This is a genomic window from Streptomyces sp. NPDC090499 (assembly GCF_044769305.1).
Lineage (GTDB): Bacteria > Actinomycetota > Actinomycetes > Streptomycetales > Streptomycetaceae > Streptomyces.
In genome coordinates this window covers 1-24,852 of sequence record NZ_JBIVXP010000030.1, presented here as the reverse complement: position 1 = coordinate 24,852, position 24,852 = coordinate 1, and the positions used below count along the sequence as shown (strand labels likewise).

The window sequence follows — 24,852 nt, the reverse complement described above, 5'->3', positions numbered from 1 at the left end:
ACGGGTGGCCTTTCTAGTCCTGGATGAAGGTGATGTGCAGGCGGATATTGCGTCCGTTTCCGGCGGAGGTGGCGTCGCCGACGATGTCGCTGGATGCGGTGCGCAGGGTGCAGATGCCGTCGGTGCCGATGACCCAGCCACCGCTGCTGGTGCCGTCATCCCATGATCCGTTGATGACGGAGTGTGTGGGCCGCCATCCGGAGGGGACTGTGGCGATCGGGGTGTCGGAGATGTTGCCGGTGGTGGCGGTGATGGTGGTGCCGGAGCGATGCATGTACAGGTCGAGTGCGACGACCTTGCCGAACCGGTAGGCGTAGAAGTTGCTGATGGTGAATCCGCTGGCTGCGCTGAGGCCGCTGGTGGTGCTGGTTGAGGCGGCCATGATGGTGCCGGTGGCGGTGGTGTTGCCGTCCTTGTCGACGGTGAGTTTGTCGGTTCCGTTCAGGCCGGCCCTGAGAAGGTTCCCGGTGTGTCCGGTGAACGCGTTGATGTAGAGGGCGTCGCTGCTGCTGGCTGCCTGGGGGGTGACGGTGTGGCGGCCCTTGGTGGTGACGGCCCCGGGCTCGTGGTAGAGGTAGCCGGCGTTGCCGCTGTTCGCGGCGTCCATGTAGCCGATCTCGGCGTAGTCGGCGTGGAGGTTGAGGCGGCCGCCTCGGTTGGCGGTGGAGCTGCTGCGGCGGATGCGTTCGATGGTGGCGAAGTCGTTGCCCATGTACTGGCGCCAGCACCGGTCGGTGAACGTGTCGGCGGTGAACGTTCCGGTGACCATCTGGATGTTGGCGTCGCTGCCGGTGGGGTCGGCCATCTGGATGTACGCCGAGTTGGAGCCGTTGGCGTTCTGGAGGAGGAACTGTGGGAGCGTCGCGTTGGGGTTGACCCAGATGACGGCTCCGGTGGTTCCCGCAACGAGGAGGCCTCGGGAGGACAGTTCACCGATGGCGACGCCGCTGGAGTTGTAGACGAGGACCTTGTTCGCGGCCGCCTCGTTGAGGGTGATGCGTTCGCCGCTGGTGCCGGTCTGCAGTGTGCCGCCGGTGATGGTGGTACCGGTGATGGTGCCGCCGGTGATGGTCTTGCCGGTGATGGCGTCGGCGGCGAGCGCGGTGGCGTCGACGGATCCTGCCTGGATCTTTCCGACGGTGATGGCGTTCGCTGCGATCTCGGCGGCGGTGATGGTGAGTGCCGCGATCTCCCGTGCGGTGACCGCATCAGCGGCGATCTTCCCTGCGGCGACAGCGTCGGCGGCGATCTGTGCAGCGGTGATGGCGAGCGCGGCCACCTTCGCGGTGGTGATGGCGCCGTCCTGGATCTGGGTGCTGGCCGAGACCGGGCGGACGGCGGCGTTGTCCCACCACACCGCTCCCGCGGATGCTGCGTTGCTTTCGGCCCAGATCGTCGCCTGCACCGTGCTGGCGGGCGCGGTCGCGGTGGTGGTGGCCCTAGTCCAGGTGCTGCCGCCGAGGACTGGCGGGTTGCCCTGGGCGACTCCGTAGCCGAGGACGGCACCGGTGCTGTCCTCCCAGCGGGCGTACAGCTTGACGATGGCGGTGCTGGTGTAGTCGCTGGTGGTCAGGTAGTCGAACGCCAGGTACAGCTGGTCGCCGGCCAGGATTGGGAGGGTGGTGATTTTCAGGGACCGGGTGGTGGCCGATCCGGCGACCGAGTTGACCTTCAGGGAGTGTGCGGATCCGTTGCCGGTGGCGTCGATGGAGAAGCTACTGCTGCCGGACACCAGGCTGGCGCTGTAGGCGCCCTCGAAGCTGGGGTCGGAGAGGATGTTCGCGCCGCCGGTGACGGTCAGCTTGTCGGTGGTGATGGCGCCCGCGGCGATGGCGGCCGCCGTGACCGCGTTCGCGGCGATCTCGGACGCGGTGACGGAGGAGGCGGCCAATTCGCGGGCGGTGACTGCGTCGGCGGCGATCTTCCCTGCGGCGACCGAGTCCGCGGCCAGTGCCGCAGTCTGTACGGATCCGGCGGCGATCGTGGTGGCGGTGACCGCGTTCGCGGCGATCTTCCCTGCGACGACCGCGCCGTCCTGGATGGCAGGCGCGGTGATGGCTGCGACCGCGACCTTGGCGGCGGTGACGGCGGCGGCGGCGAGTTTGGTGTCGGTGATGACAAGGTCGGCGAGTTTGCCGGTGGTGACCGCGTTCGCGGCGAGTTTCTCCTCGAGGACCGCACCGGCCTGGAGCTCGGTGGATCCGACCGCCGCGGCCGCGATTTTCGCCTCGGTGACCGCGTCGTCGGCGAGTTTCACGGTGGTGACGATGCCGTCCAGGACGTCGTCGGCGACGACCGGTGCGGGCCCGTAGGGGCCGACGATCGCCGAGGCCGTGCCGGCAGTCCCGGAGGTGTTGCGGGCCACCAGCAGGACGTACACGGGCGTGCTGCAGGGGATGACGACGGTGCCGCCCTGTGCGGTCTCGATCGTGGACTGCAGCGTGGACGGCGTCGGCTCGTACACGGCGGTGGTGGAGGCGTGGACCTCGGTGCGGGCCCAGTCCAGGGGCAGCGTGGATCCGTCGGCGAAGCCCCCGTCCCAGGATGCGGTGACCCCGCCCAGGACCGAGGCCACGATCGGCGGTGACGGCTGCGCCGGCGGGGGACCGTTGACGATGGTGACGCCGGTGGTGCCATCCCCCTGCAGGCCGACGATCGCCCGCAGGCTCCCTGCTCCGTCGTACACCGTCAGTGCGGTGTTCTCGAGCGATGCGTGCGTCAGGCGAGGAGAACGCTGGAGGGTGGCGATGTCCCGCTCCAACTGGGCGATCTTCTTCCCGATGTCCACGTCACACGCCCCCGTACTGGTAGGAGTCGGCCGGCTTGAGAGAGACGACGGTCTGAGGGCCGCCCTGTGCCTGCGGCTTGCGAGTCCACCCGGTGATCCGGCACCAGCCTGTGTAGGAGGTCCACGGGTTGTGCACGCGGGTGTAGACGTCGTCGCCGATCTGGTAGGACCCGAACGGGGCGGCCGCGGTGTCGCGGATGGTGACCTCGTCGACGGAGCCGCGGACGGTGGTCTGCCGCCATGTGCGTTCCTGGTCGGCGCGGGCTTTCAGGATGTCGTTGCCGTTGACGTCCGGGAGGTCGAGGACGTGCTCCAGGCGCAGCCGGCCGTTGCGTACGGCGGAGATCTGCTGCAGCCGGGCGCGCCCTTCCCCGGAGCCGGCGGCGGCGACGACCTGGGCGTACTCGTCGCCGGAGAGGGCGTCTTCAGGCTCGTCGATGATGTTCACACCGGAGGAGAACTCGACGTCCGTGCGGCGGGCCCCGAGGCGTGGCCAGCCCAGCCGGATCCGCTTGACCACGTCGGTCTTGCTGGTGTTCCACGAGGTGGCGCACGTGTACTCCGGTGTCGCATCACCAGAGACCATGTCGTCGACCTGGTCGCCCAGGCAGGGCATCTCCCACCGGTTGGAGTGGTAGACGTCGCTGGGGGTGCCGACCGTGGAAGTGGAGGTGGTGGCGTCAACGGCGACGCCGATACTGCCGTCCGCGGCGGACTGGGCATAGGTCCAGATGTTGCGGATGACCTGGCAGCGGTCCGCGTACGTGTAGGGGCCGCGGCCGCCGTGCTCCCCGTCCAGGTCGTAGCGTTTTTGCAGGTAGGACGACCATGATGCGGCTTCGATGGTGTAGTCGGAGCCCTGGGCGCGGACGTCCCAGACGATGCCGCCCCACTGCAACTGGCCGGCCGACTCGACGAAGATGAACGTGTTCCCGGGATCGACGACCAGCGGATCGGATCCCAGGAGACGCGGGGACAGCTTCCCGTTCAGGGAGCCGGGTCCGGACAGTTCGTCACCGTACTCGAGGTCGAGGACCGGCAGAGCGGTGGACAGCCACGCCCCGGTGAGCGCGTTCTGTGTCAGGACCCGGTCGGGGAAGGTCATCGGGGCGCCTCGAAGAACTCAACGTCCGCGATGAGCGTGGAGGACGAGTCGACGCTGACGGTGCCCGCGTTCCCGGAAAAACCGGCGAACTGCGCGCGCAGCAGCTGGCTGGTGCTGCGGTACGCGGAGGGGATGGTGAGGGTGTCGGCGGCGATCCCGACGATGCGGCGGGTGCCTGTCCCCTGGTTGTCGTCGATGACGACGGGCTGCATGGACAGCGACGCCCCGAACGTGGCCCGCAGGTCCCCGAAGATGGCGCCGGCGGTCAGGCGGAAACCGGCGATGTCGAGGCGGATCTTCGCGGTGGTGGCCCAGTCGGGGACGGCGATGGTCCATCCGGCGGCGGTGGAGAAGTACGAGTAGCTGCCGCTGGTGCCGCCGATCTGGCTGGACATAGAGGCCGGGGACTGGGTGTAGAGGGTGCGGTCGCGGCGCGGGTTGGCGACCTTCCGCAGATCGGTGATCATCGCGTTGGTGATGGTCGACGTCGACGAGGGGATGTCGATGCGCGCGAGGGGGATGCCGGTACGCCCGTCGGGGATGGCGGTCGCGCTGGAGGAGACACCGGAGATGACCTGGAAGTAGGCGATGGCGTCGGTGGCCGGGTTCAGGACGCCCTCGTACTCGGGGTCTTCGACTCGCAGGATGACCATGTCGGAACGGCCCGTGCCAGAGGTGGCCGCGATGTTCACGGAGTTGTCGACGCCGATGTTGCACACCGCGTAGGAGCCCTGGAAAGTGTTCGCGCGGCCGCGGACCACCCCGGACCCGTCGCTGATGGACACGCCGCCGCCCGGAGTGGTCCGCTGGGTCACTTTCAGGTCGTCGCCCTGGGTGATGCCTTCGTTGCCTCGGGCCAGGTCACGCACCAGCATGCGGAAGGTCTGAGCGCTGTGCGTGGCCCCGTTCACCATGATGGGCTGGGGAATCAAGGTCATGACGTGGCGCTCCTCTACAGGGCGGTGTAGGCGTCGCGCCAGGTCAGGCGCATGCGGGCGGTGTTGGTGTTGTCGAACGCGGTCCAGCGCATCTCCGACTGGCCGGGCGGCAGGGAGAACAAGTCGATGCGGGAGGACGGGGACAGGTAGGAGGAGGCGTTTCCGCCGTTGTCCCAGGTGACGGTGCGGTAGCCGGGCCTGGTGTCGATCTCTACCCAGCGGCTTGCGGGCACCGTGAGGGTGGGCAGTGCGAGGACCCGTCCGGTGGGGACGTGGATGACGGACACGTTGGAGCACGGCCCGGTGATCCGGATGACCGGCCAGGTGTCGGCGTCACCGCTGTTGGTGACCCAGCCGGGCCGGTCTGCGGCGACGGTGCCGTCCTGCACGTAGATCGGGGCGGTGACGGGGGCGGCGAATCCGCCGCCGGTCAGCCAGCCGAGGGGGATCTCCGTGGTGGAGTCGGCGTCGGCGTAGAACGTGGGGTCGTGCGCGAGGAACTCCAGATCCAGGGGCACGTAGCCGTGGATGACCTGCTTGTACTCCGGGTCCAGCTTGCGGGCCCGCACGGTCAGGGACTTCACCGGCCTGCCCGGGCGTTTGATCCGCATTGTCAGGCCCTGCCCGCCGACCAGGCGGACAGCGGTGGGGTCGGTGGCGGCCTGCAGTTGGGCGATCATGTCGTGGCAGGCGGCCGCATCGCCGGGGATCCGGACGGCGGCGTCGAACTGGATCTGCCGGCCCGTCCAGTAGTCGGGGCCCGCGAACTGTCCGTCCATGGACGGCTGGTCGACGTCGTTGTCCCGGACCGGCGGCCTTCCCAACCCGGTGGTCTCGATGACCTGCACGCTGGTGCCGGCGCCGATGACGACGCCCCCGATGTCGTACTGCCAGTCGGCGAGGTCAAGCGGCACGTGAGTTCACCCCTCCCCTGCGGGCGCGGCGGACGGACCGGCCGACCTGGGCGCCGATGTCGGATGCGGTCGCGCCGGTCCGGACCGGGGTGACGGGCACGGTGATGGTGTCGCCGCCCTTGACGACGATGACCGGCCGGCCGGCGGCCGCGTCGGTGAGGCCGTATCCGAAGCGGTTCGCGACGTCCTGGAGGACCGGGAGGGCGGAGCGCCGCTTGGACGGGCTGAGGGGGAGGTAGGCCTCCCCGTGGGTTTCGGGCTCGGCGAAGCGGACGATCCCGGCGCTCGTGGCGTACATGCCGGGCCGGATCCCGCCGTCGGCGTACGACAGGTGCTTGTTGGCCCGGCTGAGGTCGGCGATGAACTTCGAGGCACGCTGCCCGAGGGACTTCGAGATCTGCGCCTTGGCCTTCGTTCCGACCGTGATGATCTCGTCTTCGCCGAGGCTGGTGGTGGCGGCCACGTCGTGGATTCCGGTCTTGCTGGTCTTGATCGCTGCGATGATCTGCACGAGTTCGGACACCTGGTCCGCGGTGAGCGCGTTGTTCGCGGTCTTGGCCTGCGCGTTCGCCTTCGACGCTTTCGACTTGTCCTTGACCGCGGCGGAGGCGAGCTGCTGCGCGGACTCGTCGTTCTGCGCGGCCAACTGGGCAGCGAGATCGCCGTATCCCTCGGCGGCCAGTTTGGCCAGGTTGTCGCTGAACTCCTTGTTCAGCTTGTTCGCGCTGGTCAACTGCCGGGTGTAGTCCGTGAGGGATGCCTTGGCCGTCTGCTGCAGGGCGCGGAGGGCCTTGGACATCTCGTTGACGTACTTCGTGGACCCGGTGGCCATCTTGTGGGCGATCTTCATGCCGTCTTCGCCCATCGAAGCGAGGGCGTCAGCGACGTCGCCGCCGGCACGGTCGGCGACCTTCTCCAGGTCCTTGTTCCATGCCTGGGTCGCGCGGGCCGCGGACTTCAGCTTGGCCTCGACCGCGCCGATGTCGAAGTAGTCGACTTCCTTGGTCTTCCCCTTGACCTTGATCTTCTTGGTCTTGTGTCCGGCCTGCCCGGCATCGGACGCGGAGTACAGGGAGCCGGTCTGGGGGTCGTAGCGCCAGTCGGTGATGCTGCCGTCGGCGTTCCACTGGATGCCGGCCGGGTCGCCGCCGAGACGGCGCACGATCTCCTCGGTGATCCTGCGGGAACGGGGCCGCTTCGAGCGGGCGAAGGGTACGTAGCCCTCGCCCTGGGTCTCGGGCTCGGCCCACATCCGCCAGTCACCGGCTCGGGCGATCTGCGCGATGTGGTTCTCGCCGCCGGCGGCGAACTTCTGGACGCGGGGGGCGCGTACGCCGCCTTCGGCGTAGTAGTCCCAGACGCCACCGTTGGCGTTCTTGTGGGGGCCCTGCGAGTAGTACTTCGACGGGTCCACACCGGTCTTCACGCCGTTGATCCGCACGGTGACAGTAGTCCCGTGCAGACCGTTCACCCAGCCCTGAATGGCGGAGACAGCCGCGCTTGCAGGGCCAGTCGGGATGGAAACGGACACCTTCCCGTTCTTCATGTGCGTGACCTTGAAACCGAGACTCTTGAGAGCAGATTCGGCAGTCCCAGTCAGGGCGCTGATCGTGACGCTGCGGCCCTTGGTGTTCCGGATTTTCTGTTGGACCGCTTCCAGTTCGCCGATCGCAACTGCTGTCTTGGCGTTGACCTTGACGTCTTTGTTGCCGTGGACCTTCGACATCTCCGCGATCAGGAGGTCCAGCTGGGCGCGGGCGTCCTTCGTCGGCGCTGTGATCTTGTATTCGCGGGTGCCGGGAATCAGCTCGATCTTGTAGCCGATGTCCTCGAGTTCCTTCTTGGCGTCCGCGCCGAGCGCATCGACCTTGATGGTCTTCGACTTCGGGACCTTCTGGAACTCGGCCTGGACCGCGACGAGCTCGGCGAGGGTGGAGTCGACGCCCTTCGTTTCCAGCAGGATCGACACCTGGCCCGGGATGAGCCCGAGGGAGTCGGCGACCTTGCCAGCCTGGGTGGCCGTCAGCCCGTAGCCGCCCATCAGGTCGATCGCCGACTTGCGGGCCTTCTCCATCTCGGCACTGGCGGCCTTCAGCGAGTCCGGGAGGCTCTTGCCCTGGGACTGGGCGAAGTCGTAGGCGGCGATGGCCGCGTTCGCTGCACCGTCGGAGACCGTATTCAGGGTGTTGAAGAGGGCCTGGCCGTTCTTGGTGGTGGTGTTCAGGCTGCCGTTGGTCTGCAGGAGCGCCTTGCCGTAGCCCGCGGTCTTGTCGATGCCGTCGGCCATGGCCTCGTTGGCGTTGGTGATGGCCTCGTTCACGCGGGCCTGCGCGGCCTGCAGACTGATGCTGCCGCCGGACAGCAGGTCGAGGGCGTCACGGAGGGCGCGGGTTCGGGAGTCGGCGTCCGCGGTCTTGTCGGCGAGCGCGGCCACCGCGGTCTTCAGCCGGTCGTAGGCGCTCGTACCGTCCCCGGCGCCCTTGGTGGCGTCGGTGAGGTCCTTCGCGTTCTTGGCAGCTTCCTTGGCGTCCCCGGACATCGACTTCAAAGCCGTGCTGGCGGCCGCGTACGCGTTGGCCTGGTCCTTCAGTTCCTTGTCGGGGTTGTGGGCATTGCCCTTGTCGATGGCGGCCTTCATCTTGGCCTTGGCCAGGTCCATCATCTTGCCGGACAGTTTGTCGATGCTGTCGCCCTGGCCCAGGTAGGAGTCGGTCAGGTCGGACAGGCTGTAGCCCATCTTGCCCATGACCCCGACCAGGGACTGGCTGCTGCCCTCCAGCTTGGTGTTCTGGATGGTCTGGGCGGCCTGCTGGCGGACCGATTCGTCGATGACCCCGTTGGACTGGCGCATGGCCTGGGTCAAGCCGTCAATGGTCGCCTTGTGCTCGGCGGCCTTCGCGGCCGCGGCCTGCTGGGAGGAGGCCAGCAGGCCGAGGCCGACGGTCAGGCCGGTGATGGCGACACCCCACGGGCCGCCCATGGCACCCATGAGCCCGGACATGGCGCCGCGCAGGCCCACGCCGGCGGCCGCGGTGACGCCGCGGACCGCGCCCGCGAACCCGGCGCTGTCGGCGGCCGCGGTACGGAACGCGGTACCCATCCGGCCGATCACCGGGACCCGGGACTCCAGGACGGCGAACGCGGCCCCGTACCGGGACAGGGACACCCCGGCGCTGGCGGCAAGGGACTGCTGGACGCGCATCTGGTCGCCCAGGCCGCGGAACGCGCCGGTGACGCGGCCGCTGACGGTGGTGGCGAGTCCGGCCATGGCGGGCTGGATCCGGCGGACCAATAGGGCAGCAAGGACGAACTGCTGGATCGGTGCGGGCAGGCCACCGAACGCAGAGACGAGCGCGCCGACGACGTGCCCGATCGGCACGAGGACCGCGGAGAGGGCACCGACAGCGGTTGCAGCCAGGTCGGCTGCGGTGACGATGGTGTCGAGGGTGGAGGAGACGGTGCTGCCTTCACCGGACAGGCCGGCGAACGCGGACACGACGGGTTCGACACCATGCGCGAGGTTGGTAAGGACCTGCACGGCGAGCTGTCCGACGGTCAGAAGCAGGTGCAGAAGGTCGGCGAGGCCCTGCTCGCCGAGGTCCTTGAAGCCGCCAGCCATGCCCGCCGCAGCGTTCTTGATCCGGTCGAACTCGCTGCTGATCGCGGCGGACACGTCGGGGCCGAACAGAGCAGCGGAGTCGTTGAGGTAGGAGAAGAAGTGCTCGATCGCCGGGGTGGCCTTGTTCAGTCCGGTGGTAGCCGCCCGGGTGAGGCGCTCCAGTCCGGGGGCTGCGCCCTGGTAGATGGCCAGGCCGGTCTGCTTGGCCTGCGTCTTGAGCTGCAGCAGGGCGCCCGCGAGGCCCTTGCCCTTGGCAGCGGCGATCTCGGACGCGGCCCCGGTCTGGGACACGGCCTGCATCAGGTTGTCGTAGGAGGCGACGCCCTGGTGGGCGAGAGCGATGGCACCGGACATGGCCGGCTTGCCGAACGCCTTCTTCACGGCGGCCGCGAAGTCCTGCTGGGTCATGTGGTGCTGGGCCTGGGACAGTTCGTCGATGACGTACCGGAGGCCCTTGAAGTTTCCCTGTGCGTCGAACGCGCTGATCCCGAGGGAGTCCAGGCCCTCGGTCATCTGCTTCGTCGGGGACGCCAGGTTGGCGAGCATGCCGCGCAGGGTGGTGCCCGCGGTCTGGCCGAGGATGCCGGCCTTGCCCAACATGCCGACGCCGGCTGCGGCTTCCTGCATGCTGACGCCCATGCCGTGCGCGACCGGCCCGGCGTACTTCATGGCGTAGTAGATGTCGACAATGTCGCCGGATGCGGCGTTGGCGGTGGCGGCGAGGGTGTCGGCGGCCTTGCCGGCCTGGTCGGCTCCGAGACCGAACTGGTCCATCATGTCGCCGAGGTACTTCGCCGAGTCGGCGGCGTTGACCTGCGCGGCGGAGGCGAGGACGACGCTGGCCCGGGTCGCGGAGATCGCCTGGTCGGTGCGGAAACCGGCCTTGGCGAGCTCCACCATCGCCTCGGCGGCATCGGCGGCGGTTGCGCCCGGCAGCTGGAGGTCGTTGCCGAGCTGGTTCGCGGTCGCGCCGGCCCGCTTCATCTGCATCTGGGTGGCGTTCGTGGTGGCCCCGAACGCGTTCATGGCCTGCTGGTACTGGCCGCCCTCTTCGACGACTTCGTGCAGGCCGAGGGTGAGGCCGACCGCTGCTCCGAGTCCGGCCAGACTCTTCAGGGACTGTCCGAGACGGCTGGTCTCTTCCCGGTAGCGGCGGACACCGGTGACACGGTCCCCGACACGGTTCAGGCGGGTATCCGCGGCGCTGGCGGCGCGGGCCAGGCGGGTCAGGTCCCGGACCGCGGTGTTGATCTGCCCGGACATGCGGGCCAGGTCCCGGCCGGCGGTCCGGGAGTGGTCGCCGAGGCTGTTCAGGTGGCGGTCGGCGGTGCGGGCGGCGTCACCGTACCGGTTCAGGCGGCGGGCCGCGTTCTGTGCCCCGTCCCCGAGGGAGTTGACGTACCGTGCGGCGGTCCGGGACTCCCTGCCCAGGGTCCGGACTTTCCGGCTGGCCGCCTCCGACGCGGTGCCGAGTTCCTTGACTTCGGTCTTCGCGGTGCGGGCGGCGGTGCCGAGGGCGCGGGCATCGCGGGCGGACGCCTTCAGGTCCCGGGACAGGCTGTTGCCCGTACCGCGGATGTCCACGCTGAGGTTCCAGTTCGCCACCGGCGTTGCCCCTCCCTTCCCGCTCCCGGCCCGCCTATCGGGCTGCTGCTGTCAGTTCCTCGAGGAGCTGTTGCGCGGCGTGCACGGACGCCGGCAGCAGCAGCACCTTCATCCCGGCCCCCGGCTTTCCCTCGGGGATCTCGGACTGCTTGGCTGCGATCTCCTCGCAGCCGAAGCACTTGTGGCTGATCGCGACGTACGCCTCCTGGTAGTCGCCCTGCTCGTCGACCCACTCGGACTCGCGGGTGCCGCACTGCGGGCACACCCCGCGGAGCCACTCCTCGTAGCCGAGGGCCTTTTCGCGGTCGCGGGCCGTCCAGGTGCCGTCTCCGACGCCGAGGAACTGGCTGTGCGGGATGCGGTACTCCCGGCACAGCGCGAGTTCGTTACGGAGTCGGTCATCGGAGATCAGCCTTTTCCCACGTCCATGCGGATCCCGGACTGGACGTTCCAGGCGACGTTGAAGAGGGCGTTGACCTCGCCGTCGGACCACTCGGTGAGGAAGTACTTGGCGTCGTCGACGGTGATCCCGTCCATCGAGCTGGCCGCGACCATCTCCGGGCCGAGGGTCTCGACGTTGACGGCCAGGTTGTCCTCGGCCTGTTCCTCGGTCGGCGGGTGCTCCCGCTTCAGGTCCTCCCAGTCCGGGCGGCGCAGCGCCTGGAAGCGGAGCACGATCGCGACCTCGTCGAACGCCTCCTGCGCCTTGCCGAGGGCCACCTGCGCGGTCAGCAGATCCTTCTTCAGGTCCTGGTCGTCCGGGGACGCCTCGGCCTGAGCGGTGAGGCTGCGGACGGTGAACTTGGCCTCTTCCAAGGCCTTCTTCACGTCCGGGTCGTCACAGATGACCAGGCTCGCGGTCGGCCGCTGCCGGTTGCGGAGCCGTTCCCGGGTGGCCGTCCAGTGCGGGTCGGCGGCGACCGCGGCGGCCGGCGGTTCCGGCTTGCTGGTCTGGGGGGTGTTGGTCATGGTGGTGGTCCTCCGTCAGGGGAAGGGGACCCGGCCGGACGCCACGCGGGCGCCCCTTCCCGAACGCTGGCGGCATCCGGCCGGGAGCTGGCAGGGAGCGGGTCGGATCAGCCGCCGGGCGTGGTCGTGGTGACCGTGACCGTCGGGGTGGTGCCGCCGGTCAGGGAGGCGCTGTTGGCGGTCATCAGCGGGACATCGGTGCCGTCGTAGGCGCCGCCCGCGAACGACACCGACACCGCAGAGCCGGGGAGCGGGCCACCGGTGCAGGTGACGTCACCCGGGGCGACGTTGGAGAGCGCCTCCAGAGCGGACTGCACGGCGGACGCGGCCGCGTTGTAGGCGATCCCGGCGGTGGTCTGGCCGGAGAACGTCAGCGTGAACGTTCCCCCGGTCGGCGTGCCGGTGATGGCCACCGACTGGACCTCGTCGGCGCCGGCCGCCGGGACTGCCGCACCCTGCAGCGGCCTGCTCGTGATGGAGCAGGTCACCATGAACTTGGCGGCCTCGTTGTCCGCGGTGTACTGCGGGGAGATGCTCGCGACACGGATCGGGAAGACGTCCATGGACTGGTTGGCGGGGACGTCGCCCTTGCGGAGGATGACCACGTAGCCGGTGGTGCCCTTGGCGAAGGTCTCCTCGAGGTCGGCGTCGACTTCGTCCTCGTAGAACGTGAACGAGGAGCTGTCGGCCTTGTCGCTGCCGGGGATGGTGGAGTCGTAGGTGTCCGCCATGTCCGGGGTGTCGATCTCCTGGTTGGCGACCGTCCACCCGTCCATCGCAGCGATGTGATCGGTGAACTTTGTACCCGCGGACAGTTCGCCGCGGGTCGGGATCATCGTGGTGGCGGCGATCGTCGGCACGAAGATGAACTTGCTCGTGCCGCGCCGCATGTACTTCTTGACCGGCATTCAGGGCCCCTTGATTCCCGGGGCCAGCCGTCCTTCCGGCGGTACAGACCCCTACACGTGGGTGTGTGGCGGCCACCTGCCTGGTGGCGTCCGCGTGGGGTCCCGCCGCGGTGCGGTCAAGCTGTCCGTCTGCCCTGGTGGGGGTCAGGCGGGGGTCCAGTCGAGTCTGAACCTCTGCACATAGCTGATGATGGCATCGCTGGGATCACTCGTTCCCCCGGGTTCCGTCTCGAGCTCCCGGCAGATGACCTTGTATCCGGGGACGGTGAGGGAGTTGACCCACAGACCGGTGACGGGGCTGCGTTCGAGGATGGCGGCCCGGGCCAGGTCGGCCATCAGCTCCGCCTGGTCGAGGTAGCCGGTGGAACTGATGACACTCGTGCTGGGTCCGGATACGGAGGTGACCTGCCAGACCAGGGAGGCGTCTTCGTTGAGGTCGGTGAAGGGCGCGCCGTCCACGCTGGCGTCGACGCTGTAGAGGATGTAGTACGGCGGCTCACCCTGCGGCTTCTGACCGCGGCCCACCGGCAGCTCGGTGACCGTACCGAGCATCTCGGCGACCGCAAGGGTGGCCAGGCGTCTGCTGATCACAGGAGGACCTCCGACACGGCGAGTCGCATCTGACCCATCAGGGTCTGCTCGATGTACGGCAGCGCCGGCTGGACGTGGGGTAGGGGTTTCTGGTCGTAGTACCTGCCCAGGCTGTCGGTGCCTGTGAAACCGAACTCCAGGCGCCGCCCATACGGGAGTTCGGTGCCGATCGTGCACGACGCCCCGTAGGGGAACCTCCGGATCGGAGCAGGCTGCCACGAGTCCCGGTAGTCGCCGCTGATGACGTTCGGCCCGGGCCGCCCAGACGCGTACCCGCGGATACGAGCAGCGCCAAGTTCGGCGGTGTGCTCGACGCCCTTCTGGATCGCGGGCCCGATCTTCATGGCGGCGTGTTCGAACCGGGCGGCGAGTTCGTCGGGAGTCACGTCAGCCTCGATCCGGCGGTCTGGTTCTGATCCAGCGCGGTGATCCGGACGACCTCGGTGGTGGCGGCGATCCCTGGGTCCTGGCAGATCCAGGACCGTCCGATCAGGTCGGTGCGGGCAGGGTTGTGGACCTGGACGACGGTGACGATGGCGTCCTTGGGCGGGATCGGCGCGGCCAGTGGGGTCATGAGCCGGTACCGGGAGTGGGTCTCCTGCGCCCACGGCTGCCCCGCGGTCGGTATGGACGACACCTCGGACTGGGCGATGCCGCCCTGCACCGCTCCGAGGCCCTCGTAGAGGACCTCACCCGGCGGGTACTCGAGCTGCTTGGTGTCCACGTTCAGGACGGGGTCCCCGGTCGGCGGGAGGGTGATTCGGATGGTGTCGACGAGGAGATTCGTTTCGATCCAGGTGACGACGCCGGAGAGGATCTGGTCGAGGCCGGCCATCAGGCTCCCCTCCCCCGCGCCCAGTCCGCGATGGTCCGCAGGATCGCCTCGGTGACCGAGTTCTTCTCGTTGCCCAGGTCATCGCGTTCCAGGGCCGCACCCTGTACGGCGGCCGGGTTCAGCTTGCTGATAAACCCGGCGATCTGCTCCCCGAGGTCCTGCTGCGGGTCGGCGACCGCGACCCGGGCGAGGCCCTCCCATACAGCGCCGGCCGGCTGCCGGGTGTGCAGGACCAGCATCGGGAGCGTGTTGGCGATGTCGTGCTGCAGCTCGTAGCCGACGACCTGCCCAGCCGGCAGGGGTACGCCGTCGATGGTGATGGTGGCGGTGCCGGGCTGGGCGTCGATCCGGACACCGTGGGCTGTCGGCTCGGTGGGAGCGGTCATGCTGGGTCTCCGGAGACGAGGCCGCGGCGGCCGTTTAGGTCAGGGCGTGGGATCCACTGGCGTATACAGCCGTGATGCGAGACGGGGTACGCCGTTGCGTCTTCAGCTGATCGGATGGTGCCGTCGGCGTGGTCGGTATCGGAATGTGCGACGAAGCCGCACTCAGGCCCGTCTACGCACTGGAACCAGGAGGCGTCCAGGTCGAGCCTGCCGGTGTTGATCCCGCCGTGGTTGGCGGTGAACGCGCCCTGGTAGGTGAGTGCGGACCGGGCCCAGTCCTTGACTGGGTGCCTGCTGCTGTCGCGGTAGATGACCGTGGACAGCGGGTGTTCGGCGGCCAGGCGCGCGGAGTCGATACCGGCGTGCTGGCGCCCGAGGGTGACCTCCCGGGTGGCGTCCTGCGCGGCCCGGGCGAACTGCTGGGCGCGGCGGACCGCTTCCTGGATGCGGCCGACGAGGTCGGTGTAGAAGGTCGCGGTCAGTGCGGTGATGGCAGCCTGGTGGTCGGCGGTCCACCGGAACAGCGTGATGTCCGCGTCCGCTGCGCGGAGGGCGCGGAGGGCTCCGTCGCGGTAGGCGGTGGGCAGGTCCTGGGCGGCCCACCGTTCGGCGAGGGCGGTGGTGGCACGGGAGAACTCGCCGACCTGCTGGTTGAACAGGGTGACGTAGCTGTTGATGCGGGTGGTGGCGCCACGGCCGGGGCGGAGGCGTTCGAGGGTGCGCAGGAGGGTGTCCTGGGCGGTGATGAGGCGCTGCCACTGGCGTACGAGCTCAGCGGTCGCGGTGGTGATGAGGGTGGTGAGTTCGTTGCGGTCGTCGGTGTGCTGCCGTACCGGGGTGCTCATCGGCGGGGCCGTTCACGGAGATAGAGCACGCCCAGCGCATCAGGGCCGTCGCCGCTGGTCTCGTCGGGTGCGGGCGGGTCGCCGGCCTCGAGGGCGGCGATCTGCCGTTCGTAGGCGGCCAGGTTGGCGGTGGTGTTGATGGCGACGACGTTGGTGACGGTGACACCGGTGGGCTGGTCGCGGAGTTCGGCGTAGCGCTCGCGGAGAACCTCGAGGGCGACGGCGCGGGCGGTGCGGAGGCGGGTGTAGCGGGTGTCGAGGTCGACGACGTCGGTGGCCGTGCCGAGTTGGGCGAGCAGCCAGTGCTGTACGGCTGAGTCCACGTCGGTCTCCAATCAGGGGCGGGAGTGGGGGAAGGGTTCGCGGGTACGGGCCCGCCCGGTTGGCGCCCCCACCAGGTGGGGCGGGCCCGTACGCCGCTACTCGCCGCTGTCGCCCTCAGCAGCGTCCCGGCCCCGAGACCGGCTGGTCGCCGCGGTCTTCTTCGCGGCGGTCTTCTTGGCCGCAGGAGCGGCCGTGTCAGCGTCCCCGTCGGAGGCCGAGCCGGTGCCAGAGCCGTCGTCCTGGCCGTCTCCGGTAGGGTCCGCGGTTCCGGACTGGTCGGCCTTGGTCTTCGGCAGGCGGGGAAGCTTGCCGTCGACCCAGGCGGCCGGGTTCGTCACCATGGCTGCCAGCCGGGGTTCCGGGCTGGTGCCATCGGCCAGTGTCACCGTCTGGTGGGTGTCCGGGTCCCGCACGTAGACCGTGCTCGCGAGCTGGGCCATGGCTCACCACACCGTCGCAGCGATGTGGATGTCCGGGACGTACATGACCGGCATGGCGGCCGCGTTCGCCTTGGTGTAGACCTGCACCGGGTCGTCCTGGTAGCCGCGGGTCACGACGATGCCGGGGGCCTCGGACCGTTCGATGGCCGGGTTGGATCCCTGCGAGAGGACCAGGCCCTCGGCGGTGAGACCGTACTGGGTCTCCGCCCACGTGGACGGGTTCGGGGGGAGCAGGAAGAACATGTTCTCCGGCAGCACCCGGACGTCCGTGCCGTTGTCGAGGGGGATGGTGACGTCGTAGATGGTGATGGGCGGCAGGTTGTAGCGGGCCCGGACGACGTTGACCTCGTTGGGGGCGAGGACGGCGGTCGGGGTGGTGCCGCTGGACACGCTGCCGTAGTACGCGGCCCGGTAGGAGTCGTTGCCCTGCATGAGGGCCTGCGTCTTGTACGAGGTCAGGCCGCGGGCGGGCAGGGGCGCTCCGGTGGAGCGCAGGACCTCGATCCAGCGCATCTCGTCGCCGAGGATGTCCGCGGTGTGGTCGGTCCACGCGGTGGAGGCGGTCGGCATGTTCGCCGACGGCACGTTGTGGTTGGCCTCGACGGACAGGCCGTTCTCGTTGGACAGGGTGAACTTGCCATCGACGAGGAGGTCGCCGGCGGCGAGCTCGAGACGGTTCTTGATGGACAGGACGTGCGCGGCCAGGTCGTCGTAGACGGCGTCGATGAGCTGCTGTCCGTCGCGGCCGTGAGAGACGGCCTCCAGGATCGTCTCGAGTTCGCCGACGATGTACTTCTGGCTGAGCGGCAGGAGCCTGCCCTCGCGCTCGATCTGGGTGATCTCGCGGGAGGCGACCTTGGCTTGCGCGTCCCACGCCCGGTAGGAGGCGGCCGCGACTCGCCGGTTGGTGGACCGGATCTTCCACTTCACGGAGTCGATGGTGCGTTCGGCGATGACGGAGCGGGTGAGCTCGTAGTCCGCCGGGGTCTGGATGGCCCGCACGAAGGCGTTGATCTCCGTGGGGTTGATGTCCCGGAGGAGGACCTCAAGCATGTCGTTCGGCATGGGTGGTCCCCTCTCAGACCTTGTAGACGAACTGGGTGTTGGACCCGGCCGCGATGTCGGCAGGGTCGAAAGCGACCGGCAGCTTGGCCACGTCGATCTGACCGTGGACCATGAGCGGCGCGCCGACCTTGGTGGAGCCCGGGAAGAACGACACCTCGGTGAAGAGGAACCCGCGGAACAGCTGGGTTCCGTCGGAGGCGGTCGCGGTGCCGCCGGCCGTGGTCGTGGCCATGGTGACGCCGGGGGTGGTGCCGCCGGTCAGGGAGGCGGTGGCGGTGATGGAGGCGACGTTGTCGCCGAGGTACTGGCCGCCGAAGGTGAGCGTGTACGGGCCGCCCGCGTTGCCGGTCACGACGATGTCGCCCGGGTTCACGTTCGAGAGGGCCTCGAGCGCGGACTGGACCGCGGCCGCGGTGGCGTTGTACGCGATGGCGGCGGTGGTCTGGCCGGAGAACGTGAGCGTGAACGTTCCGCCGGTGGGTGCGCCGGTGATGGTGGCGGTCTGGACCTCGTTGGTGACCGCCGCGTACGGCTCGTACAGACCGGTGGAGGTGTTCTTGCCCAGGGGGATGCCGGACTTCAGCTTCCGCTCGGGCTGGTACTTGGAGGCCTCGGTCCAGTGCAGGGTCTCGCTGAACTGGGTGAGGTCGAGGGTGACGGTCTGGTTGGCTTCGATCCCGAGCATGCTCATGAGCCACGGGCGGCCGACAGCGAGCGTCTCGGTGCTGGTGTACGGCTGGATGTCGTTCACGCCGTAGCCCCTTTCGCGATGTACGCGGGTTTCTCGTGTGAGGCGCCTGCCTGGCGCCGTCCACGGGGGTTAGGGCGTGGTCCCTCTGGTGGTGCTGGTCTGTGGTCAGGCTGCGTCGTCGGTGCGCAGTCCCATGGCCCGGGCGCGGGCGCGTGCGGCTTCGTTGACGGCGTCCTTGCCGGGGACCGGGGGCCGCGGGGGGCCGCCGGCTGCCGGTCCGCCGGACGGGGCGGCCGGGAGGGCCTGGGGGACCGTTCCGGTGCCGAACAGTTCGGGGCGGCGCTTCTTCAGATTCTCGGCTGCCGTGGTGATGGCGGCCGTGTCGGCGTCGGGGGTGTCGCGCAGGTCCCGGTCGAGCATCGCGAGGGCGTCCTGCAGGTTCGGTGTGGTGACCGTGCCCTTGTCGTCGGTGATGTCGAGGGCACCGAGCCGGGTCAGGGACTGCTCCCGTGCCAGCGTGCGGCGTTCCGCAGCGAGCTGTGCCTGCTGCTGAGCGAAACTGTCGCGCTGGGTCTGGAACTCCTGCTCGCGGCGGGCGAGGTCTTCGGTCCTGCGCTGGTCGTCGCTGAGCTGTGCCTGGCGGGCCTGCTCAGCGTCCTTGAACATCTGCCCGAATGCGGCGACGTCGAAGTTCTCGTGGGTGAAGGGCACGCCGGCGGCTTCGGCGAGTTCCTTCAGCGCGGCCATGCGTCCCTTGCCGTGCTCCCGCGTCATGATCTTGGAGAAGCGGTCCTGGGTCATGGCCAGGCCGGTCTCCTTGTCCAGGAGCGGCTGCGGGCCGGCCGGCTGCACAGGCTGCTGTCCGGCGATCGCGGCGACGGTGGCCGGGCTGGGCGCCGGCGGGGCGGCAGGCGGCTGGTTGCCGTCGTTGTAGAAGACGGCGAGACCGGTCAGGCCGGTGTACGGGTGGGCCCAGCCGGGGGCAGGCGTGGGTCCGAGTCGGCGGTGCGCGGGGCGACGCATGAGCGACAGTCCTCCCATGGACAGTTCAGGCCCCGCGCCTGAGATCAAGGACACCACAGATGTCACGACGCGTTCCCCCCGCTTCCCTGTGCGGCCGGGTCCTGTCCTGTGCTGGCGGCAGCCGGGTCGCCTGGCGTGGGGGGGAGTTGCGGTGCCGGGGCCGGAGTCGGCGCGGTGATGTCGATGCCAAGGTAGTCGGCGACGGCCTGGGTGTCTCCGGTGGCGTCGGCAAGTTGGACGGCCTGGTCGAAGGAGCGGGCCTGGATCTGCTCGATCTCCTGCTGGGCGTCGTCGATGGGCCAGCCTGCGTCCTGCAGCATGCGGATGGCAGTTTCCAGGCTGATGACGTGCGCGTTGTAGGCGGTGGTGACCTGGTCGAGGACTGCGGTCTTGTCGGTGGGGGTGTAGGGGCCGCGGGTGAGGGTGGCGGGAAGGACGGGGAGGCCGGCCCAGTCGGGGTGCTGGCCGGACTGGAACAGTCGCTGCACGAACTTGGGGATGAGCCGGTCGGCGTGGTCGCGGGCGAGCCTCATCGCGGAGATGTTCGAGTCGAGGGGTCCCAGGGACAGTTCGAGGGCGTACCCGGAGGGGACCTTGGAGGGGTCCATGGTGCCCAGGGACACGGCGGGCAGGCGTACGACGTTCGCGGCCCGGTCGGCGAGGTCGTGGCCGTGTTCGCGGAGTTCCCGCAGGGCGGGGCTGGTATCGATGGAGGTGAGCCGGCCGTTCTCCCCGAGGGTGAACATGGCTCCGGGTCCGACGGCGTACTGCATGCGCGGGTCGGTGACGCCGGAGATCGCCACCATGGGCAGGCCGGTGGTAGCCGACGCCCGGGCGGAGTCGGTGTCCGAGGCTGCGAGTTCGTCGAACACCTGCAGGGCTTTCGCCAGGGACGACTGCCCCCAGTGCTCGCCGGCCGCAGGCACAGTGTTCGGGATGTGGATCAGGGAGATGAAGTCCTGGTACAGGTCCAGATGGTCAAGGACTTCGCCCTGCCCGTTGCTGTTGAAGTGGGCCTTGCCCATCGGGAGGGAGTCGATATCGACGTCGCCGGTGAGGTCCTCGAGGAGCCAGATCGCGTCGGTGAGGTAGCAGGTCTTGAACGACGGGACCTCAGACCACGGGTACATGCGGGAGATCGCCCCGTTGATGTCGATCTGGTCGCCGCGCCCGAGGACCGGGGTGGCGGCGGCTTCGTCGGTGGGGTCGGTCATGACGGGGGCCCGGACGGGCCGGCCGGACCGGTCGACGCCGGAGGCGGTCTGGGGGCGAATCCAGTCCAGCTCGAACGTGATGCGGCGCAGCCGGGCGGGCAGGCCGCGCTTCTTGTCCTCGGGCAGGTCCCAGCCGAGGTGGATCCGAGTGGGGTAGTCGGTGCCGTCGGCATCCTCGCCGATGACCGGGTAATAGAAGCCCGGGTCGTAGGTGGTGATCCTGGGGCGCTGCTTCTCAGCATCCCACCACAGGTGGAGAACGCCGTCGCCGAGGCTGACGGCCTTGCGTTCGGCCTGCATGAGCCGCATCGTCAGGTGCTCTTCGTCTGCCCACTCGCGGAGGAGCTCCTGAACGCGGGCGGCCTGCTGGTCCTCGACGTCGGCGTTCTCGTCGTCGGCGTGTTCGGCACCGGGCACGGTGATGTGCTGCTCCCGTCCAAGGACGTGGGCGACGAGGGTGTCGACGAACATGGACGGATCGCCGTACTCGCGGCGTTCGCGTGCCTCGGCTCCGTCTCGGATCTCGGCGAGCTCACCGGCCTGGTTGTGGTCGTAGGCGGCGTACAGCTTGTAGGCGGCAAGGCGGCGCTCGTCTTCGGCTGGTACCCAGGTCGCGGCGGCTTCGGGGAAGGCGCGGCGTTCGGGCATGCCGGTGGTGGGGCTGTTGAACAGCGGCTTGTAGTTGAGCGTCGACCAGTTGTCGATGCGCAGTGCGTGCCGCAGCCCGGACATGAGGCCCACCACTACTCCCTCTGTTCAGGCCCCGCGCCTGATCATCAGGGTACGGGCGCGGGCCCTGCTGCTTCCCCCGGCTATCGGCGGCCGCGGAGGCGCTGGTCGCTGTAGTGCTCGGTGCCCAGGCCCTGACGGGCAGGGTCGGCGAGTTCGGTCAGAGCGTGCACTGCGGCGTCCATGCGGTCTGGGGAGTCCATGCCGGGCAGCCAGGTCACCATCTGCCCTTCGAGTTCGGTGAACTCGCCGACGTGGTGGATCAGGCCGCGGGAGTACAGCTGCGCGATCGGCTCTGCGCGCAGGCGTTTGCCCTGCTTGGCGTGGACTTCGATGATCGACGGCATGAGCAGGCCCTTGGTCTGGCCGTCCTGGGCGAGGGCGCGCCAGGCCTGGGTGACGATCTGGCGGGCCATGTCGCCGCCGAAGTTGTTCTCGACAACGATGGCGTCGGCCTGCCGGTCGATGGCCAGCTTGCAGACCTCGGTGCCCCAGGTGTCGGCGCCCATGGTGCGGGAGCGGTCGTCCAGGAGGTACATGTCGCCTTCGCTGTCGCGGGCGGCGCAGATGAGGCCGACTTCGTCGTTGCGGAGGGAGTCGCCGCCGGCGTGGTCGACGGCGACGACGATCCGTGTCGGGGTGATGGCCGGCCAGGCCTTGACGTCGGTGCGGTTCCCGGTGATCCACGCCCATTTCCACACGCCGCCTTCGAGCGGACGTGGTTTTTGCTGGTAGAGGGCGTACCAGACGCGTTCACCGACGGATTCGCGGATGTCGGCGAGTTCGGCGGCGTCGTACTGATCGGGCCACAGGGGGGCGCCGATGTCGCGGTGCAGTGGGTCGTGGGGGCTGTCGGCGAGGGCGGGCAGGTCGATCTGGAGCCAGCGGTGGGGTTCGTGGGCGAGGAGCCGTCCGGACAGGTCGTCCTCGTGCCAGCGTGTGTTGATCAAGATCAGGGATGCGCCGGGGGCTCGGCGGGTGAAGAACACGGACCGGTACCACTCCCAGACGCGTTCGCGTTGGGCGGGGCTGGCGGCGTCGTCGTGTCCCTTGAAGGGGTCGTCGATGATGCCGAGGTTGAAGCCCTTGCCGGTGAGGCCGCCTCCGACGCCGGCGGTGACCATGCCGCCGCGGACGCTGGAGCCGCGTTTCTGCTCGAGGTCGAAGCGGTTTGCGGCGTGGGAGGCCGGGTGGAGTTTGATGCCGAGGACGCCGGAGTATTCGCGGAGTTGGTCGCGGACCCAGCGGCCGTGGTCGTCGGCGAGGTCGGCGCCGTAGGAGGCGATCATCACGCGGTGCTCGGGGTGCCGGCGCAGGTACCAGAGCGGGCCCCACCGGGAGGCACGCTGAGATTTCCCGTGCCGTGGTGGGCAGGTCAGCATGACCTGGAGACGCTCGCCGGCCGCGATCCGCCGGAAAGCACTGTCAATCATGTCCAGGTGGGGTGCCTGCTTCTCCCTGCGTTCGGTGAGGACCGCGGCCAGGGCGCCCGGGGAGCGGTCCATGGCGATCTGCCGCTCGACCCGGGCGAGTTTGATGCGGGTCTCGGGCCGGGCGCGGGCGATGACCCGGCGGCGTTGGTCGGCGGGCAGCTTGCGGTAGTTGGCCTCGATCTCGGCCTGGCGGTCAGTCGCCGTCGCCACCGTCGTCCTCGTCGTCCAGATCGGCAGTGTCGTCGTCTTCGTCGTCGAGGTCGGCGTCCTCGTCGATGGTGGGGATCTCAGCGTTCTCGCGGTCGGAGATGTCGATGAGGGCCATGATTTCGGCTGCTTCGCCGCTGGAGAACGGGATGGCGCCGCCGTCGGGGCCGCTGATCTCGGTGCGGACGGGGATGCGGAGGCCGAACAGGTCGGTGATGTCGGCGATGATCTTCCGTGCTTGTTCGCTGGCCTTGAGATCGACCGGGACGACGCCGGCCTGCTGCTCGTGGACGTCGGTGTCGTCGCCGAGCAGGGCGATACCGAGGGCGGCGGGCATCACGGCCCGCAGGAGGCTTTCCAGGCGTGCGCCTTGCACGTGCCGGTACAGCTCGGCGTCCTGGACCTCGAGCTCGCGGGCCTTCTTGATGGCGCGGGCGAGGTCGGATCGGGCGGTCGCGGGTGAGATCCCGAAGTGGTCGGCGATCTGTGCCGCGGTACGGCCTTGGATCTTCATGATGAGCATCTCGCTGCGCCGTTTGGCGACGAGCGCGCTCTTGGCCTTGGAAGGTGGCATGGCGGTGGGGCTCCCGCTGTGTGGTTGTCAGGCCCCGCGCCTTGTCTCGGATGATCGCCGATTTCCGCCGGTGTGTTCCCCCGGCCCGGAGTGTGGGGGGACGATGCGCGGCATGAGAGAAGCGTGTACGGGGTTGGTGGCGGGCCTGGCGGCGGTGGCGGTTCTGGTTCTGGCCGGGTGCAGTGACAGCGGCAGCGGATCGGACGACGGCGCCGGGAAGGCGTCGGCGAGCGCGTCGTCGACGGCGGCCGCCGTGTCGCCGCAGGCTGCGCTGGACGCGTATGAGGCGGCGACGGCGTCGGGCTGTACGACGGCGGACGACTGCCAGGAGTTCATGACGCGGAAGCTGGCGGCCGCGGTGCAGGTGCGGGATGCGATGCAGGTGAAGGACCCGACCGTGTATGCGGAGCCGATCGGGGACGTGAACGAGGCAGAGGCCCAGGCCGACCACTACGGGCGGGACAGTCTGGGGGCGAAGGGCAACATGCTGGCGGTGTCGCTCCCGCTGCAGCGGATGGTCGCCTGGTTCCGGGAGCATCCGGAGGGCTGAACGGAGCCGGCCCCACTCCGCGGGGGATACGGAGTGGGGCCGGTGTGGGCTCGGGTGGGCCTGGGGGAAGGGCGCCCGAGCAGTTTGTGTGCACGGCCCAGGTTCATGGACAACAGGGCGCGGGGACACCGGTGTAACCCAAGGAGACTCCGGGCCGTGCAGTTCTGATCGTGGCGTACGGGCGGGGGTTTGTCAGAGGCGCTTCCCCCTGGCCCGTTCTGGTCAGTCGGTGGGGGCCGGTCCGGGGCCGTACTTGCCGCGGACGGCCTGGCCGCTGCCCGGCATGCGGTGGATACGGCCGTCCTTGACGAGCTGGGTGAGCCGGTTCTCAAGCGTGGACGCCGGCAGGCCGGTCGCCCGGGCGAGTTCGTCCTTGTGGAGGTAGTTGGTCTCTTCGCCCAGCGGGTCGGCAGCGTCGTGGAGGGCGTCGAGGATCTTCTCGTCGGAGGTGGGTTCCTTCGGCGGCCCGGCGAGGGTGGCGGTGCCCGGGAGGGTTTCCATGGCGGCCTGGTCTTCGTCGTCGCCGAGGATCGAGGTGAGGGCGATGTCGTCGCGGTCGTCCCAGCCGGGCCAGTCGGCGGGGTAGGCGATGTTGTTGTGGTCGATGTAGGGGGCGGCGGATTCGAGGATGAAGGTGCGCATCATCTCGGCGGCGCCGCCGGGGCCGAGGGTGTAGCCGAGGCCGAATGTGGATTCGGGGTCCTGGACGCCGGTGGTCTCGTCGTAGACGAGGGGTCGTTCGACGGTCCAGGCGTCGGGGATCTGGCCGGGGTCGACGCCTTCGAAGCCGGTGGTGACGAGGTTTTGCTGGTCGGAGTCGGTGCGGAGCATGACGAGGCTGCCGCCCTGGATGACGTTGGTGCGCAGGGGGACGGAGCCGCCGAGTTTGTCGGCGTTGACGGCCTGGTTGACGATCGTGAGGAGGATGCCCATGGAGCGGGCCTTGGCGGCGAGGGCTTCGACGATGATCCGGGCTTCCTTGCGGTAGTAGACGAGTTCGGACAGGGGGGTGTGGGCTTCGTCGAGGATGACGCGGACCCAGGGGCGGGTGGGGGTGGCGATGAAGTTCTTCATTTTGAGGCGGGCGGATTCTTCGATC

The 24,852-nt window shown here is 69.2% G+C and carries 22 protein-coding genes and 1 pseudogene; 1 reads left to right on the top strand and 22 read right to left on the bottom strand.

Features of this window, described 5'->3' with window-relative positions:
- Positions 1 to 13 precede the first annotated feature (13 nt).
- The 21 genes from ACIQVL_RS48415 to ACIQVL_RS48315 form a co-directional block, all read right to left on the bottom strand.
- Positions 14 to 2,788 carry a hypothetical protein gene (locus ACIQVL_RS48415; RefSeq protein WP_403478842.1) on the bottom strand — a complete coding sequence of 925 codons (2,775 nt, stop codon included), beginning with the start codon at positions 2,786 to 2,788 and terminating at the stop codon, positions 14 to 16.
- Between the two features lies 1 nt (position 2,789).
- A complete protein-coding gene (locus ACIQVL_RS48410; RefSeq protein WP_403478841.1) occupies positions 2,790 to 3,893 on the bottom strand; it encodes a hypothetical protein in 1,104 nt (367 codons plus the stop codon).
- A complete protein-coding gene (locus tag ACIQVL_RS48405) occupies positions 3,890 to 4,831 on the bottom strand; it encodes a hypothetical protein (protein WP_403478840.1) in 942 nt (313 codons plus the stop codon). Before ACIQVL_RS48405 ends, ACIQVL_RS48410 begins: the two co-directional genes overlap by 4 nt.
- Before the next feature lie 14 nt (positions 4,832 to 4,845).
- On the bottom strand, positions 4,846 to 5,745 hold the full coding sequence (locus ACIQVL_RS48400; protein WP_403478839.1) for a phage distal tail protein: 900 nt from the start codon (positions 5,743 to 5,745) through the stop codon (positions 4,846 to 4,848).
- Positions 5,735 to 10,969 carry a phage tail tape measure protein gene (locus ACIQVL_RS48395; protein ID WP_403478838.1) on the bottom strand — a complete coding sequence of 1,745 codons (5,235 nt, stop codon included), beginning with the start codon at positions 10,967 to 10,969 and terminating at the stop codon, positions 5,735 to 5,737. The genes ACIQVL_RS48400 and ACIQVL_RS48395 overlap by 11 nt, the downstream gene beginning before the upstream one ends.
- Positions 10,970 to 11,003: 34 nt before the next feature.
- On the bottom strand, positions 11,004 to 11,234 hold the full coding sequence (locus ACIQVL_RS48390; protein ID WP_403478837.1) for a hypothetical protein: 231 nt from the start codon (positions 11,232 to 11,234) through the stop codon (positions 11,004 to 11,006).
- Positions 11,235 to 11,377: 143 nt separating this feature from the next.
- Positions 11,378 to 11,938: a hypothetical protein gene (locus ACIQVL_RS48385; RefSeq protein ID WP_403478836.1), complete on the bottom strand. Its 561-nt coding sequence runs from the start codon at positions 11,936 to 11,938 to the stop codon at positions 11,378 to 11,380.
- Between the two features lie 107 nt (positions 11,939 to 12,045).
- Positions 12,046 to 12,846 carry a hypothetical protein gene (locus ACIQVL_RS48380; RefSeq protein ID WP_403478835.1) on the bottom strand — a complete coding sequence of 267 codons (801 nt, stop codon included), beginning with the start codon at positions 12,844 to 12,846 and terminating at the stop codon, positions 12,046 to 12,048.
- 144 nt (positions 12,847 to 12,990) lie between these two features.
- A complete protein-coding gene (locus ACIQVL_RS48375) occupies positions 12,991 to 13,437 on the bottom strand; it encodes a hypothetical protein (protein ID WP_403478834.1) in 447 nt (148 codons plus the stop codon).
- Entirely contained in the window at positions 13,434 to 13,823 is a 390-nt protein-coding gene (locus ACIQVL_RS48370) for an HK97 gp10 family phage protein (RefSeq protein WP_403478833.1), read from the bottom strand. Before ACIQVL_RS48370 ends, ACIQVL_RS48375 begins: the two co-directional genes overlap by 4 nt.
- Complete coding sequence (locus tag ACIQVL_RS48365) at positions 13,820 to 14,272, bottom strand: DUF6093 family protein (protein WP_403478832.1); 453 nt, start codon at positions 14,270 to 14,272, stop codon at positions 13,820 to 13,822. Before ACIQVL_RS48365 ends, ACIQVL_RS48370 begins: the two co-directional genes overlap by 4 nt.
- Entirely contained in the window at positions 14,272 to 14,658 is a 387-nt protein-coding gene (locus ACIQVL_RS48360; RefSeq protein WP_403478831.1) for a hypothetical protein, read from the bottom strand. The genes ACIQVL_RS48365 and ACIQVL_RS48360 overlap by 1 nt, the downstream gene beginning before the upstream one ends.
- The gene (locus ACIQVL_RS48355) at positions 14,655 to 15,503 is read right to left on the bottom strand and encodes a hypothetical protein (protein WP_403478830.1); all 849 of its coding nucleotides are present in this window, start codon (positions 15,501 to 15,503) and stop codon (positions 14,655 to 14,657) included. The genes ACIQVL_RS48360 and ACIQVL_RS48355 overlap by 4 nt, the downstream gene beginning before the upstream one ends.
- A complete protein-coding gene (locus ACIQVL_RS48350) occupies positions 15,500 to 15,826 on the bottom strand; it encodes a hypothetical protein (protein WP_403478829.1) in 327 nt (108 codons plus the stop codon). The genes ACIQVL_RS48355 and ACIQVL_RS48350 overlap by 4 nt, the downstream gene beginning before the upstream one ends.
- Positions 15,827 to 15,922: 96 nt before the next feature.
- Positions 15,923 to 16,267 carry a hypothetical protein gene (locus ACIQVL_RS48345; protein WP_403478828.1) on the bottom strand — a complete coding sequence of 115 codons (345 nt, stop codon included), beginning with the start codon at positions 16,265 to 16,267 and terminating at the stop codon, positions 15,923 to 15,925.
- A 3-nt stretch (positions 16,268 to 16,270) separates the two neighbouring features.
- Positions 16,271 to 17,332, bottom strand: a complete 1,062-nt coding sequence (locus tag ACIQVL_RS48340) for a major capsid protein (RefSeq protein WP_403478827.1) — start codon at positions 17,330 to 17,332, stop codon at positions 16,271 to 16,273.
- A 13-nt stretch (positions 17,333 to 17,345) separates the two neighbouring features.
- Entirely contained in the window at positions 17,346 to 18,083 is a 738-nt protein-coding gene (locus tag ACIQVL_RS48335; RefSeq protein WP_403478826.1) for a hypothetical protein, read from the bottom strand.
- 105 nt (positions 18,084 to 18,188) lie between these two features.
- Positions 18,189 to 19,046: a hypothetical protein gene (locus tag ACIQVL_RS48330; RefSeq protein ID WP_403478825.1), complete on the bottom strand. Its 858-nt coding sequence runs from the start codon at positions 19,044 to 19,046 to the stop codon at positions 18,189 to 18,191.
- Positions 19,047 to 19,108: 62 nt separating this feature from the next.
- Entirely contained in the window at positions 19,109 to 21,001 is a 1,893-nt protein-coding gene (locus ACIQVL_RS48325) for a hypothetical protein (RefSeq protein WP_403478824.1), read from the bottom strand.
- A 71-nt stretch (positions 21,002 to 21,072) separates the two neighbouring features.
- A complete protein-coding gene (locus ACIQVL_RS48320; RefSeq protein ID WP_403478823.1) occupies positions 21,073 to 22,632 on the bottom strand; it encodes a terminase large subunit domain-containing protein in 1,560 nt (519 codons plus the stop codon).
- Positions 22,616 to 23,203 carry a sigma factor-like helix-turn-helix DNA-binding protein gene (locus tag ACIQVL_RS48315; RefSeq protein WP_403478822.1) on the bottom strand — a complete coding sequence of 196 codons (588 nt, stop codon included), beginning with the start codon at positions 23,201 to 23,203 and terminating at the stop codon, positions 22,616 to 22,618. Before ACIQVL_RS48315 ends, ACIQVL_RS48320 begins: the two co-directional genes overlap by 17 nt.
- 112 nt (positions 23,204 to 23,315) lie before the next feature.
- Between ACIQVL_RS48315 and ACIQVL_RS48310 the strand changes: the two genes are divergently transcribed.
- Entirely contained in the window at positions 23,316 to 23,753 is a 438-nt protein-coding gene (locus ACIQVL_RS48310) for a hypothetical protein (protein ID WP_403478821.1), read from the top strand.
- A 222-nt stretch (positions 23,754 to 23,975) separates the two neighbouring features.
- Here ACIQVL_RS48310 and ACIQVL_RS48305 read toward each other — a convergent pair.
- Positions 23,976 to 24,852 (bottom strand): annotated as a pseudogene (locus tag ACIQVL_RS48305) (hypothetical protein); the annotation flags it as partial.